The organism is Mangrovibacter phragmitis (assembly GCF_040429585.1).
GTDB classification, from domain to species: Bacteria; Pseudomonadota; Gammaproteobacteria; order Enterobacterales; family Enterobacteriaceae; genus Mangrovibacter; species Mangrovibacter phragmitis.
Map to the genome: position 1 here is coordinate 4356470 of NZ_CP134782.1, position 16124 is coordinate 4372593.

The 16124-nt window shown below is 48.6% G+C and carries 16 protein-coding genes and 2 pseudogenes; 5 read left to right on the plus strand and 13 right to left on the minus strand.

All coding sequences use genetic code 11. The features are described from left to right. Positions 1-29: 29 nt before the first annotated feature. The 5 genes and pseudogenes from tnpB to MPHASIOC01_RS21130 all read right to left on the minus strand — a co-directional run bounded on the left by tnpB (position 30) and on the right by MPHASIOC01_RS21130 (position 2889). Positions 30-386: an IS66 family insertion sequence element accessory protein TnpB gene (gene tnpB, locus MPHASIOC01_RS21110; protein ID WP_353613225.1), complete on the minus strand. Its 357-nt coding sequence runs from the start codon at positions 384-386 to the stop codon at positions 30-32. A 2-nt stretch (positions 387-388) separates the two neighbouring features. Further along, a complete protein-coding gene (tnpA, locus tag MPHASIOC01_RS21115; protein WP_088585668.1) occupies positions 389-673 on the minus strand; it encodes an IS66 family insertion sequence element accessory protein TnpA in 285 nt (94 codons plus the stop codon). An 84-nt stretch (positions 674-757) separates the two neighbouring features. After that, positions 758-1072 (minus strand): annotated as a pseudogene (locus tag MPHASIOC01_RS21120) (alkaline phosphatase); the annotation flags it as partial. 140 nt (positions 1073-1212) lie between these two features. Beyond that, positions 1213-1464: an anti-adapter protein IraP gene (gene iraP / locus MPHASIOC01_RS21125; protein ID WP_064599194.1), complete on the minus strand. Its 252-nt coding sequence runs from the start codon at positions 1462-1464 to the stop codon at positions 1213-1215. Positions 1465-1674: 210 nt separating this feature from the next. Then, positions 1675-2889 (minus strand): multidrug efflux MFS transporter, encoded by a 1215-nt coding sequence (locus MPHASIOC01_RS21130; protein WP_064599192.1) that lies wholly within the window; start codon positions 2887-2889, stop codon positions 1675-1677. A 327-nt stretch (positions 2890-3216) separates the two neighbouring features. Between MPHASIOC01_RS21130 and ddlA the strand changes: the two genes are divergently transcribed. Beyond that, positions 3217-4317, plus strand: coding sequence for a D-alanine--D-alanine ligase (ddlA, locus tag MPHASIOC01_RS21135; protein WP_353613226.1), 1101 nt, complete (start codon positions 3217-3219; stop codon positions 4315-4317). On the opposite strand, the gene MPHASIOC01_RS21140 is transcribed toward ddlA, so the two are convergent. Continuing rightward, on the minus strand, positions 4314-4538 hold the full coding sequence (locus tag MPHASIOC01_RS21140) for a DUF2754 family protein (RefSeq protein ID WP_064599187.1): 225 nt from the start codon (positions 4536-4538) through the stop codon (positions 4314-4316). The two genes, ddlA and MPHASIOC01_RS21140, sit on opposite strands and share 4 nt — an antisense overlap. A gap of 256 nt (positions 4539-4794) precedes the next feature. On the opposite strand from MPHASIOC01_RS21140, the gene MPHASIOC01_RS21145 reads away from it, so the two are divergent. Continuing rightward, a complete protein-coding gene (locus MPHASIOC01_RS21145; protein ID WP_064599186.1) occupies positions 4795-5091 on the plus strand; it encodes a DUF2755 family protein in 297 nt (98 codons plus the stop codon). A gap of 47 nt (positions 5092-5138) precedes the next feature. Here MPHASIOC01_RS21145 and sbmA read toward each other — a convergent pair whose 3' ends face one another. Then, on the minus strand, positions 5139-6356 hold the full coding sequence (sbmA, locus tag MPHASIOC01_RS21150; protein WP_064599184.1) for a peptide antibiotic transporter SbmA: 1218 nt from the start codon (positions 6354-6356) through the stop codon (positions 5139-5141). A gap of 144 nt (positions 6357-6500) precedes the next feature. After that, complete coding sequence (locus MPHASIOC01_RS21155) at positions 6501-7031, minus strand: isochorismatase family protein (RefSeq protein ID WP_353614963.1); 531 nt, start codon at positions 7029-7031, stop codon at positions 6501-6503. Between the two features lie 219 nt (positions 7032-7250). Between MPHASIOC01_RS21155 and ampH the strand changes: the two genes are divergently transcribed. Together ampH and hemB are read left to right on the plus strand one after the other, a co-directional pair. Then, positions 7251-8375, plus strand: coding sequence for a D-alanyl-D-alanine-carboxypeptidase/endopeptidase AmpH (gene ampH / locus MPHASIOC01_RS21160; RefSeq protein ID WP_353614964.1), 1125 nt, complete (start codon positions 7251-7253; stop codon positions 8373-8375). A 109-nt stretch (positions 8376-8484) separates the two neighbouring features. Then, positions 8485-9462, plus strand: a complete 978-nt coding sequence (gene hemB / locus MPHASIOC01_RS21165) for a porphobilinogen synthase (RefSeq protein WP_064599182.1) — start codon at positions 8485-8487, stop codon at positions 9460-9462. 358 nt (positions 9463-9820) lie between these two features. On the opposite strand, the gene MPHASIOC01_RS21170 is transcribed toward hemB, so the two are convergent. From MPHASIOC01_RS21170 to MPHASIOC01_RS21190, 5 genes and pseudogenes are all read right to left on the minus strand, one after another. After that, positions 9821-10501 carry a hypothetical protein gene (locus MPHASIOC01_RS21170; RefSeq protein WP_353613227.1) on the minus strand — a complete coding sequence of 227 codons (681 nt, stop codon included), beginning with the start codon at positions 10499-10501 and terminating at the stop codon, positions 9821-9823. Positions 10502-10620: 119 nt separating this feature from the next. Further along, complete coding sequence (locus MPHASIOC01_RS21175) at positions 10621-11265, minus strand: hypothetical protein (protein WP_353613228.1); 645 nt, start codon at positions 11263-11265, stop codon at positions 10621-10623. Between the two features lie 559 nt (positions 11266-11824). Next, positions 11825-12124 carry a hypothetical protein gene (locus MPHASIOC01_RS21180; protein WP_064599175.1) on the minus strand — a complete coding sequence of 100 codons (300 nt, stop codon included), beginning with the start codon at positions 12122-12124 and terminating at the stop codon, positions 11825-11827. A 203-nt stretch (positions 12125-12327) separates the two neighbouring features. Further along, positions 12328-13656: pseudogene (locus MPHASIOC01_RS21185) on the minus strand (PepSY-associated TM helix domain-containing protein); the annotation flags it as partial. A gap of 75 nt (positions 13657-13731) precedes the next feature. Continuing rightward, complete coding sequence (locus MPHASIOC01_RS21190) at positions 13732-14220, minus strand: DUF2946 domain-containing protein (RefSeq protein ID WP_353613229.1); 489 nt, start codon at positions 14218-14220, stop codon at positions 13732-13734. A 165-nt stretch (positions 14221-14385) separates the two neighbouring features. Between MPHASIOC01_RS21190 and MPHASIOC01_RS21195 the strand changes: the two genes are divergently transcribed. Then, the gene (locus MPHASIOC01_RS21195; RefSeq protein ID WP_353614965.1) at positions 14386-16095 is read left to right on the plus strand and encodes a GNAT family N-acyltransferase; all 1710 of its coding nucleotides are present in this window, start codon (positions 14386-14388) and stop codon (positions 16093-16095) included. The last annotated feature ends 29 nt before the right edge of the window (positions 16096-16124 follow it).

Here is a 16124-nt window from a genome sequence, read left to right on the forward strand (position 1 = left end):
ATCATAAGGATTTATAGCCGATCGTCATATCAGCCCACACTCTGGTAATGCAGTGGCTGATGGGCGGTGATTTTTTGGATATCGACACCTTGCAACAGCCAATGCCATTGCTGCTCGCTAATAGACAGTATTTTGCCAGGCATCTGCCGTGGCCAGCGGAACTTGTCTTTTTCAAGCCGTTTGTACCACAGGCAAAACCCGGTGCTATCCCAGTACAGTACTTTTAACCGGGTACGCTGCTGATTACAAAACACAAACAGTGCGCCGCTAAATGGCGAGAGCTGCATCTCTTGCTCGACCAGCAACGATAAGCCATTAATGGATTTACGAAAGTCGACCGGCTGTTTATGCAAATAGACCTTAGGCACATCGAAGAACATTTTCATGGTCAGAGCGCTCTTAGCAAGGCTGCTAACCACTGTGCATCGGTGCCGGCTGGAAACTGCAATTCGATATCGCGCTTGCGTAGCAAAATGGATTGATTCAGCTGCAAACCCTGTGGCGTCAGCTCAACAAAGCCACCGTCATCATCCTGAAACGCCAACAACTGACGCTTGCGATAACTAAAATATGTAGGAATGATGCCCTGACGTTTTGCAAATTCAGTTTGGGTGAGACCACTTTGGGCTTGCTCGGCAAACAAGGCCAGCCATTGTTCTTTGGTACGGTGCATGATGATTACCCTGGCAGTTGATAATGGCAGACAGGGTAAAGTTGATCAGTTAGGATTGGAATGTGTGGTTGGCGTTACGCTTACGGTGTACTGGCCGGTAAGCGGCAGTGCGTCAATGCCCTTGAAATAACCACCTGCCCCCATCGCATAATTACGTGCAGCCGTAATTTCAGAATCACCCATGCCATCGCCAATCAGCAAAATTACATTTTTTGCGGGTTTATCACTGAGGGAGTCGCGTAACGCCTGGGTTTGATCCTGAGTAATGCGCCTTGCTCCACCAGGTGCAGATAAATCACCTTGTGCAGCTCTGTCCATAAGATTGGGGTTTTCTGCAGCGCAAACAGCTACCGAAATGAGCAATGGTAATAACGCCATACCACAGGCTGGTTTGAGCATTTGTCTCTCCTTGTAAAATTATTTACCTTTTGCAATACAGAGAGACAATAATTAATCATTATGACAGCGCCATGACAAATATATAACAAAGGCCATCAAGGCTTGATTCGCTTCAGTAGAGGTAAAAACCAGAAAAAAACTTAATAATGCAATATTTTTTTTATATTCTGGCTCAGCAAATCAATATTCTGGTCGGGTATATTCTCCCCCGGACGAAGGTCATCAAGTGCTGTTTCAATATTACCAATAACGCTCTGGCGCTGTTGTTCACCCATCCCTTTCAATAGGGCTGTAACAACCACTTCCAGTGCTTCAACCTGAGCTACAAGTTCCCTTGTAGCGTCTTCTTTCTCAGCCAGCGTGACAAGCAAATCAGCAATTAAGTTTTTCATGCTGCAGTTCCCTTGAAGGAATACGAAAATAATTCGCTATATTGTGCGTCCAGTTAGAAGAATAACAACACTATTTGTAGATGGCCCAACAATTAGCCGGGAGAATCTATAATTTTAAATGGTAATAAATGATTATTCAGGCACCTTAAAACTGAATGTGCCATCAGATAAACAGAACTCATAACACAAACGCCCCGGCTCACCAGAAGATTAACCTTCACGCCTGGCAGCAGCCAGTTGGTTTCGCTTACGCAGCACCAGAGCAAACTGCAAAATATTCAGTACAACAACCACACCAGTAACAACAAACACCCAGCGGAAACCGATTATTGCCGAAACGCTGGCTCCCATCAATGGCCCAACGACATTGCCCATATACATAAATGACTGGTTATACCCAAATATACGCCCGGTTACCTGCTCAGTGGAATATTTCACCAGCAATGTTTGCACTGCAGGGAGCATTGCACCATCAGCAAAGCCTAATAAAAACCGCAGCACAGCCAGTTGCACCGGCGTAGCAACAAAGCTCATGGAGAAAAACAACACCACGGCAAAGACCAGCGCACCCATTAAAATTTTATCGGTGCCAATCCGGTCACCCAGGCGGCCAAGGCGTGGTGCGGCGAGTAAAGCCGGAATACCCGGGATAGCGGCAATCAGCCCACTCATAAACGCAATATTATTACTGCCAGGGTCAAGATACTTAATAAACAGGGCAAGAATCGGCCCAATAGAACCATTACACAGCTGAATTACCAGTGTAGTCACACACAAACTAACTATCAAAAAAGGGTAAGGCAGTGCTTTGAATACGGCTTTACCACTTAACTGTCCCGCCTTATTTTGTACTGGCCTGGCCCGCTCTTTAATTAAAAACAGAGTCACTAAGAAGCTGACCATCAACAAGGCAGAGGTGAGTAAAAACACCGGCCGTAGCCCGAAGTTATCCGCCAGAATCCCACCCATTAATGGGCCAACTATCACACCGCTTATCTGGGCGGTAGATAAAGTACTAATCGCCCAGCCACTGCGTTCCCGCGGAGCCTGAGAAGCAACCAGCGCCAGAGCATTAGGAATATAGCCTGAAGTCAGCCCCATCACACCGCGCAGAATAAACAGTTGCCAGACATTGGTGGCAAAGGCTTGTAGTAAAATAGTGACAGCCATGCCCAGTGATGCGCGCAGTAGCATCAGCTTCCGCCCTTTACGGTCGGCAAGGCTGCCCCACCAGGGGGCAACAACGGCGGAAACCAGAAAAGTAATGCTGAACGTAAACCCGGACCACATCGACAGTGCTTCGTGGGAATGCACACCCAACTGGGAAATATACAACGGCAAAAAAGGTAAAATCTGGCTAATCGCCAGCCCGGTAAAAAAGCAGCCAAACCAGACTGAAATAAGGTTAACTTTCCAGGATTCCATACAGAAAACACTGTGAGATAAAGAGTATCAAGTCATGCCAGCATAACAGCGAACTTTTCATCTGCCCTCACATAACATGCCGTTATTATTATTTTGGTGGTTTATCGGGTAGCAGGCATGATTTGTAGTACAAATGTAGCAACCCATATGCAGGTATGCTACCCATACAGCATCTCATTCGGTACAAATCGCCGTTTTTTTTCGATGAAAAAATGGACAAAACAACAGCACTTTGTTCCCCTTTTCACTTCCTGTTCATGAAGCACATGAATCCACCTCGCCAGCATGATATGGTGTCGTTTTTGATAAGCCTCAGGAATGTGCGACATGGCAAAGTTACGTGTGGGGATCGTGTTTGGTGGCAAATCTTCCGAGCATGAAGTGTCCCTTCAGTCGGCAAAAAATATCGTCGACGCCATTGATAAAACAAAATTCGACGTTGTCCTTCTGGGTATTGATAAGCAAGGCCAGTGGCATATTAACGATGCATCCAGCTACCTCCTGAATGCAAACAACCCGGCGTTAATCGCCCTGAACCGTTCAGATAAAAATGTGGCACTGGTACCGGGAATTGAGCAAAACCAGCTGATAGACTCTGACAGCGCACACTCTCTGGGCCAGATTGACGTGATTTTCCCAATAGTTCACGGCACGTTAGGCGAAGATGGCTCATTGCAGGGCATGTTGCGCATGGCAAATCTGCCTTTTGTCGGTTCCAGTGTACTGGGTTCCGCCATGTGCATGGACAAAGACGTTACCAAACGCCTCCTGCGTGATGCCGGGTTAAAAATTGCGCCGTTTGTCACACTGACCCGCACCAATCGTCATCGCTATGATTTCCAGACACTGGAACGGCAATTTGGTTTACCGATGTTTGTTAAACCGGCTAACCAGGGGTCCTCTGTCGGCGTCAGTAAAGTGACCAGCGAAGCCGAATTCATCACAGCCACAGAACTTGCTTTTGAATTCGACCACAAAGTTGTCGTTGAACAAGGCATTAAAGGGCGAGAAATTGAGTGTGCTGTACTGGGGAATGGTGACCCACAGGCCAGCGTATGCGGTGAAATTGTCGTGAAAAGTGCATTTTACTCTTACGACACAAAATACATTGACGACAAGGGTGCTGAAGTTGTTGTCCCGGCAGCGCTTCCTGAAGAAGTCAGCGATAATATCCGCACTATTGCTGTAAAAGCTTACCAGGCTCTGGATTGCCTCGGTATGGCGCGAGTGGATGTTTTTCTGACACCAGATAACCAGGTCATCATTAATGAAATAAACACGTTGCCTGGTTTTACCAATATCAGCATGTACCCCAAATTGTGGCAGGCCAGCGGGTTAAGCTACCAGGCGTTGATCACCCGCCTGATAGAACTGGCTCTGGAACGCCACCAACAAGACAATGCACTGAAAAGCAGCGTTGCGCATTAATTGCTTTCATCATGTTCTTCTGCCGCTGCCTGCGGGTGGCGGCGAATAATTTTCCCCGCAAGCCAGAAACTGATAACCCAGGTAACCAGCCCCACAGCATAACTTTTCCACCCTTCAGTGGGAAAACCGGCCACCCCTATCACACCATTGAGAATAAAAATCAGCCCAATAGCGAACACATAATAGTGCCAGTCACGGCGAAGTTTCGTACTCAGAGTCATACACAACAGGCTCCATTACCCAATAAACATTCATTATCCAATATTTTGCACAACCAGTCTGTGTAGTGTGTCGCGCTGTAGAGACGCTCTGCCAAAAGCACAGAAAGATGACAAGTATTACAGTCTGTAAAAACCAGGATTATTCTGCAACTCAATTATCACTATTCTGATGTCCGGCATGACACCTTGCTGCAACACTCTCGGTACTTTCTCAGTATTAGCCATGCGCGTAACAATTACGGCAAGAAGGTGCACTATGACAGACCTGCCAATTCGTAACCTGCCCCGGGCTCGCCCTAAAACAACGCTGCCCGGGAATATTGCTTATGCAGTTTTCGTATTATTTTGTTTCTGGGTAGGTTCACACTTACTCAATATGTTGTCTCACTCGCAAGGTATTTTTGAACACTTGCTACAAACAAACAACCAGGCAGACGGGCCGGTTATTGAAATGAGTATGCTGGTCAGCACTATTTTTGGGTTAGTGCCTGTGCTGGCTGTCGGTTTTATTCTGGCGGTACTGGCGCTGGTGTTTAAACTACGCCATCTGTAATTTTTCTTGCCGGGAGTGATGTGCTCCCGGCAATCAGCAACAGACTGTCAGGCCACTTCCACTTCCTCCGGCCCCGGAATATTATCCAGCTCCCGCTCAAAACTGCGCAGACGCTTATAAATTGACATCAATTCTACCAGGGTTGTCCAGGAACTGATTAAATACTGGAATGCGCCACGAACTTGTCCGAACACATTGGTAATCTGCGTCATCAGCCCCAGCGTAATAGTGCCCGCGGCAATCGAAGGAAATAGCAGGAAAATACCAAAGACCGTATCTACCTGCAGGTAAAGAATACGCACAATATTAAAGTACATATAGTGGAAATAGAGGCGGAAATAGTTTTTACGCACCCCCGCATACAGATCTTTAACCGTGGGTGGTGTTGCGCGCATGTTGTCGTCTTCGCCATACACCAGTTCTTTTCGGTAAGCCGCTTCGACGCGCTGGTTTTTGAACGCAAGCCCCGGTAATTTTATCCCAACCAGAGCCAAAAGACCGGTACCAAACAAGGACCAGACAATTGCCGCGATCACCAGGCCATAAGGAATTTCCCCCACAATAGGGAACTCCTTTACATGGGGAGATAGCGCCACCAGCACAGGCAGGAAAGCAATCAGAGTCATAATGGCGTTAATCAGGCTGACGCCCATATCTTCCAGTGTCGAGGCAAAGCGCATGGTATCTTCCTGCACACGCTGTGCAGCCCCTTCAATATGGCGCAGGCGCTGCCAGTGTTCCATATAGTGTTCGTTCATGGCACTACGCCAGCGGAACACATAGTGGCTGATAAAGAAGTTATTCAGCACTCCCACTACCACTGCTATCAGCGCGATCCCCAGAAAAACCCCCACCTCATGATAAAACTGATGGATAGGCACGGAATTAGGTTTTGCCAGTGCACGCTGGATCAAGTCATAAAATGGCTGGTACCAGGCGTTAATAGCCACACTGACTTCCACCAGAAACCAGGTAACAAAGACAATTAAAGCAGAACCAAGAATGGACCAGTATTGCCAGCGATGCGGGCTGATTTTAAACCACACCACAGCAAAGGCGCCCACGCAAAACAAGTAGTAAGCATAAAACACCAGATAGCTCCCGGACCAGAAACGCGCGGCACTAATCGGTACGTTATTTGTGGCCCCGGCCAAATGCTCCAGCCAACGCTCCCCACCAGCCTGCCAGAAAATAACTGCTATCATCACCCAGATAAAAGCCGACAGAAAAAAGGCTGCCGGTCTGGGAAAAAAAGACTTGAACATGAAAAAACTCCTGAAAATAACGTCTCGTTATCGGGCTATTGCTTACTGCGACGCTGGCCGGATTTCCGTCTCCATTAACCATAACGCTTTCTACTACCCGGGCGTTGCAAAACTTGTTTCAAAGCATGAAACCGATTGACAAAATCACGCCCCGGCCCATTGTTCCAGGATGCTGGCGACGGGCTGAACCAGCACCGGGTTACCCGGCACAGTAAAATTACGCCAGACATCATTGTGATGGGCAATCAGCACCTGTGCATTTGCCGCAGGGCGGTTTGCCGTGGTATGCGCATCTTCTGCCACTGTTACACGGTACCCAAGGCCGGCAGCGCGCTTTATTGTCGCATCGACACAATAATCAGTGGCGCATCCGCACACGACAAACCCGGTAATGCCAGCGGCTTCCAGCTCCTGGGCCAGAGAAGTACGCCAGAAGGCATCACAGGCTGTTTTCGTTACCCGTAATGCCGATGTGGGTTGATGAAGTTCCGGAAGTACTTCAAAGGCTTCTGTACCTGGCTGCATGTCTGCTTCCGCATGTTGAATGAAAATCACCTGTTCAGCGGCATCAATCAGTTGATTAATACGCTGGCAACAGATGTCTCGCGCCACACGCTCCGTTACAAACACCCCCAACTGCATGTCGACCACCATGACTACTCGCTGCTGTACCATTGCCATTTTCCCCGGAAAAACAAAGATACTACCACAGCACAAATCGCCAAACACAGCGCCATACAAAGTGAGCGAATAACCTGAAAACCAGGCGGTTGACAATGATTTGCATTTAACACTTTGCACATGTGCCAGAAGTAGTATAAATACCCATATTATTGAGTGGTTTTACACGCAGGGTTCACCTTGAAACGTTGTCTGTTTGCCGTTACGGCATTATTGATGTCATTACAACCGCTGGTAGTGAAAGCCAGCTCATCACCCGACCCACTGCTCACAGCAGATATTGTTGACCGTTACGCCAACCTGATTTACTACGGTACCTCCGCCACTGGCATGGCTATGGTGGTAATTGACGGAAATCAGCGGGTTTTTCGTAGCTTCGGTGAGACAAGGCCTGGCAGTAATGTCCGGCCTCAACTGGATTCGGTTATTCGCATTGCTTCGCTGACCAAACTGATGACCAGTGAAATGCTGGTTAAACTGGCGGAACAAGGGGTGGTGAAACTCAATGACCCGCTAAAAAAATACGCCCCTGCCGGTGATGCTGTACCTGGTCACAATGGCGTTCCTATTACGCTGGAAAACCTGGCGACCCATACCAGTGGTTTGCCGCGCGAACAGCCCGGGGGAGCCGCACACCGCCCGGTATTTGTCTGGCCGACTTATTCCCAGCGCTGGAACTGGTTGTCGCATGCCAGCCTGAAAGTCACACCAGGTAGCGTGGCTGCTTATTCAAACCTGGGGTTTGACCTGCTGGCTGACGCGCTGTCCCGCGCGGCCGGGCAATCCTGGGTTTCACTGTTCGACGCTTACATTACTCGCCCACTCGGCATGAAAGATACCACTTATACGCCTTCACCAGACCAGTGCAGAAGGTTAATGGTGGCCGAAAAAAGTGCCAGTCCGTGCAATAACACCCTGGCGGCCATTGGTAGTGGAGGCGTGTATTCAACACCGGCGGATATGATGCGCTGGATGCAGCAATTTTTATCCTCTGATATCTACCACCGCTCTGCACAGGCAGACAGAATGCAAACGCTGATTTATCAACGCGCGCAGTTAACCCGCCTGGTTGGGATGGATGTTCCTGGTAAAGCAGATGCACTGGGTTTAGGCTGGGTTTATATGGCGCCCAAAGATGGCCGGCCGGGAATTATTCAAAAAACCGGGGGTGCAGGTGGTTTTATTACTTATATTGCGATGAACCCACAAGAGAACATTGGTGTATTTGTGGTAGTAACCCGTTCTGCATCAACCCGCTTTACCAATATGAGTGATGGCGTTAACGATTTGGTTGCCGCACTGAGCAATAACAAACCGCTGGTTATCCCGTCATCCTGACGCTATCGGCGCCCACATACAGTTGTTGTGGGCGCGAATCGTAAAATAACCATTTGCCATTCAGGTATACTGGCATCACTGATAACAACGATGAAGAGCAGAAAGCACTATGTCTGAATTTAATCTGGCTAACCGCCCGCGTCGGTTACGCAAATCACCTGCCGTTCGGGCCATGTTCGAAGAAACCACACTGACCCGCAATGATCTGATTCTGCCAATATTTGTTGAAGAAGGCCTGGATGATTACACTCCGATTGAAGCCATGCCTGGTGTAGTGCGCATCCCGGAAAAACGCCTTGCTTATGAAATTGAGCGTATTGCCAAAGCCGGTATTCGTGGTGTGATGACCTTTGGTATTTCTCACCATACAGATGCCACAGGTAGCGATACCTGGAATGAAAATGGCCTGGTCGCCAGGATGTCACGTATCTGCAAATCCACAGTACCGGAAATGGTAGTGATGTCTGATACCTGCTTTTGTGAATACACCAGCCACGGCCACTGCGGTGTGCTGTGCGACCACGGGGTGGATAACGATGCAACCCTGGTAAACCTCGGCAAACAAGCAGTGGTTGCTGCTGCTGCGGGAGCTGATTTTATCGCCCCGTCAGCTGCAATGGACGGCCAGGTAAAAGCCATTCGCCAGGCACTGGACGCTGCCGGTTTCAGTGAAACCGCTATCATGGCCTATTCTACTAAGTTTGCTTCTTCATTTTACGGCCCGTTCCGTGAAGCAGCGGGTACAGCCCTGAAAGGGGACCGTAAAACCTACCAAATGAACCCGTTAAACCGCCGTGAAGCCATTCGTGAATCCCTGCTGGATGAAGCAGAAGGCGCAGATGCGCTGATGGTAAAACCCGCGGGCCCGTATCTGGATATTGTGCGTGATATTCGCGAACGTACCACGCTACCACTGGCCGCCTACCAGGTGAGCGGCGAATACGCAATGATTAAGCTGGCCGCACTTGCCGGAGCAATTAACGAAGAAAACGTGGTACTGGAAAGCCTGGGAGCAATCAAGCGTGCTGGTGCTGATGTCATTCTCAGCTATTTCGCGCTGGATCTGGCAGAGAAGAAAATTCTGTAACCATCATATATAACCAGCTCTGATAGAAACTGGCTATGTTCTGCCTGTTAAACGCCTGATGAATACCATCGGGCGTTTTGTATGGAGGTCAGATAAGTCTGCTCGCGGTGATAAATAACTGTAGCTTCCTCTATAGTTACCGGCCCCGAATTCAACATTATTTTTATTTATCCTGTTACCAGAAAGCATACTACATATTCCGGGCTTATTACGCCAATAACAGAGGGCAACTCAGGATATTTCCGCCTGTGTCACAGCAGCCATTATCAGTATCTGCATAATGGAAAACCCCATCACTTACGATGGGGAGAACCTTAAACAATATAAGAATGGTTTTATTACCGGGGATAACTAACGTTCAAATAACCCATTGATTACGGGAGTGAACGATATCTAATGGTCTAATACCAGATTTATCAGACAGATTAATTAGCATTGAAGCAATGCCATATGATGTGCATTGATCATGGTGAAAATTTGTTTTCAAATGCTTCAATATTGTTTGTAGATTATCATGTGATTCCATAAGAAAAACCCCTCGATTAGGGTTAAAATAATACACTTTTTTACCATCACATATTAAAGCAGTTGCATGAAGAGACTCATATGCATGCCCTTTATCATGTGTTATTAACAGAATTGCTTCGCCAGCATTCCCTTCAGGCCTTTTAATCATATTATCCAGTTTATCTGAAATACCCATCCCTCTGATCAAATTATATCTTATTACGGCTTTATTAAATTTATTGGTTTTACCATTCAGAAGATGATAAGAGTCCAGTGTTTTGCAAGCTGTCTCCAGGCCAACACCATTATGTATAGTTGACTGAACCATATTTGCGTAAATATAAAAATCCTCAAGCGCACTTAAGCTAAAACCTTGATTACGATTCGCTGCAGTGCTAATCATGCCATCTAAACTATCAGTTATCCACTTAAGACTCATACCATAACAACGACCATTACTATTATGCCCTGAGAGTTCAGAACTATTAAGCAGACCTTTATAACGCTTTGCTATATCAATTTCTTGTATCATAAAAAATCCCGGTTATTTATATAAAATATTCCGCATTCCCTTGTGAAGATCAGTAAAATTAAAACGAGAAAGCATACAAACCTTATCCTTTATCTACAGAACCCAATAAAAAATAAGAATCAACTAAAAGAGTGCCCACCAATATTTAGCACTTTCACAATACGCTCTTGTTCTTTAATGATAAAAAAAACCCGATGCTCATTGCTCAATCTAATGCTAAAAAGTTGAATATCTTTTTTTTGCTTCACTTGTTTATAACGAAACTGGCTCCCAATCATATCAGCTGCATTTCTCGGATGTTGCCCGGCAAGGATTAGTCTTCGCCACATATAATAATTTCGCATTGTCGCAGGCTCTACCGGAATGTGCCTTCTGAATTTATACTTTTCTCTGGGCGCACTCTCATCAAAAGTCCAGCCAGTGTCTCCCGGGGCTTTACTCCGCCCTGCTTTAGCTCTGAATGATGAATAGCCTGAACCGGATTTTCTTGAATAACCCGAACTGGATGGTGTTGAATATCCTGAACCGGATTGCACTGAATACCTTGAGCCTGATGTCCCTGCTCCAGATGGCCTTGAACACCCCAAATTAGATTGCACTGGACGCTGTGAATTAAAAGGATTTAAATATTCTGGATTAGCATGCGAAAAATAAACAGGATTACATTCATCAGCAGAAAAATACTCATCCTCACTGGCAGTGAAATATTCCGAATCTGAAATAGCCTCTTCAAGATCAAATTCATTTAATTCAACAATAACCATTTACACCTCATTATCTTTATGGCGATAAGCTTACCAACCACCACCTGATAAGGTAATAAACCAGTTTAAGATGGTAGTATATTAGTTATATAAACCTCATGTAAATAAAGACATAAACAAGTGGTAGCGCAACGTGTCTGCAGTCACCTCATTCATTTTAACAATGCTCAATTATCCCCTTCTGGTTTACCTAAAGTCAAATTACACCCATTATCTTTATAGTACTTTACAGTCACATTCATTCCTCACTACGTGAAAAACCCTTTCTCCCACATGATAAATGAGCCACTTTACATATTACCTTTTTTATTCCCTGGTACATCCGGGACAAAAACATCTGTTTATTTTACCGTTCATTGTGACTTCGTTAAGGCCTGGGGTTCGATTATGACGTTGGACCTGGTGCATAAACCCCAATTCCATCGCTTTATTAAGATTTAAGACAGGAACCTGTCGGCGTTATTCAGTTGCCGAGTAGTACCAACAAAAAAAACAGGAAACCTGGCTTCCTGCTTTTTTTAGAACAGTAACAGACCCAGAGCCAGAACTATTGCGCCGTTCAGGTAGCAGCTTCTGGTTCCTGAGTCAGCATGACCAGGTCTTTATCCCAGGCTTTGAAAATCCGGGTATTGGCAAGGCTACTGCAGCGATCGCATAACGGCAGAATATACACCCCATCCACTTTACCGACCTTAATCACCCTTCCTGCTTCAGTTACTTCGCGGTCGCAACCAAAGGCTTCACACTGTGTTGCGCGTTTCCCGCGTTGAGCTTCCCAAAACGCCAGCCAACTTCTGAAGCCTTCTGGTAGCGTTAACTGTGTGGCACCCGACTCAATTTTCAATGAAACCGTCGTCATAAATGTATCCTTACATTTGTGTCACCGGGCAATATTACCCGCGCAAATTGTGCGGGTAACAGAGGGTAATTCAAGCGCTACTCAGTAAAACTTTGCGTGGTTACGCATCCTTACACAGTGAACTGTTAATATTTGCAGTAAGGATCACGCAACAGCACCTGAATTCACTCACTCAATACCCACCGGGAGCGGCCCAGGTAGCTACGCAGCATGTCCACTGCCAAAAAAGCGACCAGGCTCACGCCCATCACTGGCAGGCAATACCCAAGAGCGAGTGCGCACACCACCACGGCAATACGTAACCCACCAGGTAACGCAGACCAGGCGGCACTCAACGGCTGTTCACTTCGGGCCGGGCGGCGTAACCACCACTGGCGGTAACCCAGTGCAATTAACACGCACAACCCCAGGCCAAACACTGCCAACAGGATTTGGTTAGCAAGACCAAAGAGTATGCCCATATGAGCATCAATACCCCAACGGGTGAGTTTCGCCACCAGAGGGAAATTGGCAAAATGCACAGCATCAACAATCCGGAAATTCACCGGATTAACTGAAACCGCATCAACCTGTGTGGGCCACGCGCGGTTAATTTCTGTCACGGTCCAGGCCGTGCCCATTTTTTTCGGCGGGCGAATTTCAATTTTATTGGCTGATATGCCCGCCTGCCTTGCTGCAGCCAGTACCTTATCCCAGTCCTGGACAGGTACTGCCATCACCATGCCTCCTTGCATGTGATGCATGGCATGCGGGTCTATCGGTGTGGGTGTACCATCTGCCGTCAAAGATGTACTGACTTGCGGTGTCATCCAGCCCAGTTCATTACGTAGAGTATCAATGTTGCCCCCGGCCCAGCGCGACCAGGTCAGCCCGGTGGCAGAGAAAAACACCATCCCCACCAGCAAGGTTAACCCCAGCACAATATGCCAGTGGCGGGTGCGCGCTTTGGCACCACGCACTGGCCCATTGCGCCGTTTTTTTACCCGGGTTTGCCACCACAGCAACATGCCACCCACGGCCGCCACCCACATCCAGGAAGCAGCCAGCTCGCTGTAATTACGGCCAAAAACGCCCAGTTGCAAGCTACGGTGAAATTCATCAAGCCAGGTGCGTAACGGTAAAATTCCACTGGTTCCGTATACCGGCATATCACCGGTTACCGCCAGGGTATACGGGTTAATAAACACGGCACGGGAACGTGAAGCCCCCAGCTTCGGGTCAGCAAACTGTACCCGGGTAGTATCTTGCGGGCCGGGTGCCGGGCGCACAGCATAGAATGGCTCAGCAGGCCCCACATAACGCCTGGCGGCTTCCACCTGGCGGGATAACGGCTGAGCGTCACCTTGCGGGGTGACAAATAACGTGCCGGCATACCAGGCATTTTCCAGTTGCGGAGTCAGGACATAGGCCGTGCCAGTCAGTGCGGCAAGGAAAATAAACGGTCCGACAAACAGACCAATATAAAAGTGCAACCGGCGCAGCATCTGTACAACAGCGCCCCGGCCACCAGCCGGTAATATTTCAGAAGTCATGGCTTACCTGTAATCAATTATCCAGAAATGACACAACTGTGCAGTTATCAAGAAAGCCGCACAGCAAAATAAGTGTTAGTGGATAGCCAAAACAGGCGGAGCCCGGGCGAGGAATGGACGAAACCACCCGCGGAGAGCCGGCACACAAACCTGCACAACAGCAGGTGTGCGCCGCAACGTAATCAGGCACCACAATAATAACGTGGCAACCCAGAAGATAAGCGGCATATGCAGTAATAACTGGCAATAGCCACAAGCCGCATCATCCATCCAGTTCGCCTGCGGGGTGGTTGTGTCGTTGTGCACAACATCGTGATAAGCAGTGTTTTTCCTGGAGGATGCGTGGTGCATCCCGTGATGTTCTCCGGCGTGTTTATGAGCCATTGCTGGCTCATGCTGTACCATCGCCATGCCGGGCATTAGCATGTTGCCTGTTTCAGGCATCATCAACCCTTGCCGCACCAGCGCTTTTGACACAACAGGCGCAACAAACAGCATAAAAATAGCGAGCAGAGCCAGGAAAATACCCACCCGGCCTGCTCTGGCGTGGAAACGATGCAACACAACATGGCCTGCCAGAACAAAATGTTGCGCAATTGTACATGAACAGAAATTGTTTTGTTGCAAAAAAATGGCAACCAACCGCACGCCATAAGAACGTCACCCCGTTGACATGCACCTGTCATGTTACCGCTTTAAGGTCAGCCTCAAAATAGAGGAGGAATGACCGTGTTTAGTATCGACAACGTACTGGATGAGTTATATCCCCACCACAAGCCCGGCGAGCGCGCCGTGCGTATGCTCAAACGCTTACTTCACGAACAGGATTTCCAGCAGTTTGCGCACGATTATCGTCACCTCAAGGGGCTGGATATGGTGGAGCAGGTGCTTGAGCACTTGCAAATACAGTGTGATATCCCGGCAAGGGATCTGGAACAAATTCCCGGACATGGGCCATTAGTTGTAGTAGCCAATCACCCCACCGGCACCGCCGATGGTCTGTTACTGTTGTATGCCATTTCACGCGTTCGCCGCGATATCAAAGTAGTGGCAAACCGCATTCTTAGCCAGCTCGAACCGCTTTCTTCGTTGTTTATCGCTGTGGATAACATGAACAACCAGGTGCGCAAATCGGCAGTTACCGAAATGGATAATCACCTTGCCGCGGGGGGCGTATTAATCTTTTTCCCTGCCGGGGAAGTGGCTCGCTGGCGGCCAGAAGGAATCAGTGACCGGCCATGGTCTGCCGGGTTTATCAAGCTCGCCAGGCGTTATCAGGCACCGATTCTGCCAGTACGAATTCAGGCACGTAACAGCGCACTGTTTTATCTTACTTCCCTGATTTCACCAGGGTTATCGCTACTGTTACTGATTCGCGAAATGTTCCGCCTGCGCGGTAGCAGGTTACCCGTCAGAGTTGGTGAACGCATTCCCTGGGATGGCTGGCAAGCGACCCAACCAGCCCGTGAACTGGCAGTACGCTTTCGCGAGCATGTCCATGAGATTGGGAAACGCGACACAGGGTATTTCCGTACGGAAAAAGGCATTGCCCCGGCGGAAGACAGGCAAACCCTGCGCCAGGCACTCAGCCAGGCTGAATGTCTGGGAAGCGCTCCCGATGGCAAACGTATTTACCTCTGGCGGCGCAATGGCGCAGAGGAAACCCCCATCTTACGTGAGTTGGGCCGGTTACGCGAAATCGCTTTTCGGGCTGTGGGAGAAGGCACCGGGAAACGCCGTGACGTTGACGCCTGGGATGACGATTACTGGCACCTGGTGTTATGGGATGACGACGCGCTGGAAATTGTTGGAGCCTATCGTTTTATGCCCGGCAAAGATGCGCTGAAACAACGGGGTTACACCGGTTTATACAGCCACAGCCTGTTCGACTACCAGCAGGAAATGGAACCCATACTGGCACAAGGGATTGAGCTGGGTCGTAGCTTTATTCAGCCACGTTACTGGGGGAGACGCGGCCTGGATTACCTGTGGTATGGCATCGGCGCCTGGCTGGCACGTAACCCGGACTACCGTTATTTATTTGGGCCAGTGTCTATTTCGGGTGGCATGCCGCTGGCTGCCCGCCACTTGTTGGTGGCTTTTTACCGCTTATGGTTTGCCCCTGTCTGCCCTCTGGGCGTGTCGCGCCGCCCCTGGCCTTCTTCACTCCCGGAAGTGCTGGGGGAGTTTACGGGCACAGATTACCAGCAAGACCTGGCGCACCTCAAACAACGCCTGAATAACCTGGGGTGCGGTATCCCGCCACTGTACAAGCAGTATTCGGAACTGTGTGAACCCGGTGGCGTGCAGTTTATTGATTTCGGCAGCGACCCGGACTTCAACGATTGCATTGATGGCCTGGTTCTGGTTGACCTTACTTATCTGAAGAGCAGTAAGTACCAGCGTTATATCGGCACTCATTTGCCACAGGATGCCTGATAGCTGCCATCCCGTCAGCCTGGCGGGAT

Bases quoted from the DNA above. Each gene is read 5' to 3' on its own strand.
- tnpB (WP_353613225.1), bottom strand. From the start codon at position 386: ATGAAAATGTTCTTCGATGTGCCTAAGGTCTATTTGCATAAACAGCCG.
- tnpA (WP_088585668.1), bottom strand. From the start codon at position 673: ATGCACCGTACCAAAGAACAATGGCTGGCCTTGTTTGCCGAGCAAGCC.
- iraP (WP_064599194.1), bottom strand. From the start codon at position 1,464: ATGAAAAACTTAATTGCTGATTTGCTTGTCACGCTGGCTGAGAAAGAA.
- MPHASIOC01_RS21130 (WP_064599192.1), bottom strand. From the start codon at position 2,889: ATGGAATCCTGGAAAGTTAACCTTATTTCAGTCTGGTTTGGCTGCTTT.
- ddlA (WP_353613226.1), top strand. From the start codon at position 3,217: ATGGCAAAGTTACGTGTGGGGATCGTGTTTGGTGGCAAATCTTCCGAG.
- MPHASIOC01_RS21140 (WP_064599187.1), bottom strand. From the start codon at position 4,538: ATGACTCTGAGTACGAAACTTCGCCGTGACTGGCACTATTATGTGTTC.
- MPHASIOC01_RS21145 (WP_064599186.1), top strand. From the start codon at position 4,795: ATGACAGACCTGCCAATTCGTAACCTGCCCCGGGCTCGCCCTAAAACA.
- sbmA (WP_064599184.1), bottom strand. From the start codon at position 6,356: ATGTTCAAGTCTTTTTTTCCCAGACCGGCAGCCTTTTTTCTGTCGGCT.
- MPHASIOC01_RS21155 (WP_353614963.1), bottom strand. From the start codon at position 7,031: ATGGTACAGCAGCGAGTAGTCATGGTGGTCGACATGCAGTTGGGGGTG.
- hemB (WP_064599182.1), top strand. From the start codon at position 8,485: ATGTCTGAATTTAATCTGGCTAACCGCCCGCGTCGGTTACGCAAATCA.
- MPHASIOC01_RS21170 (WP_353613227.1), bottom strand. From the start codon at position 10,501: ATGATACAAGAAATTGATATAGCAAAGCGTTATAAAGGTCTGCTTAAT.
- MPHASIOC01_RS21175 (WP_353613228.1), bottom strand. From the start codon at position 11,265: ATGGTTATTGTTGAATTAAATGAATTTGATCTTGAAGAGGCTATTTCA.
- MPHASIOC01_RS21180 (WP_064599175.1), bottom strand. From the start codon at position 12,124: ATGACGACGGTTTCATTGAAAATTGAGTCGGGTGCCACACAGTTAACG.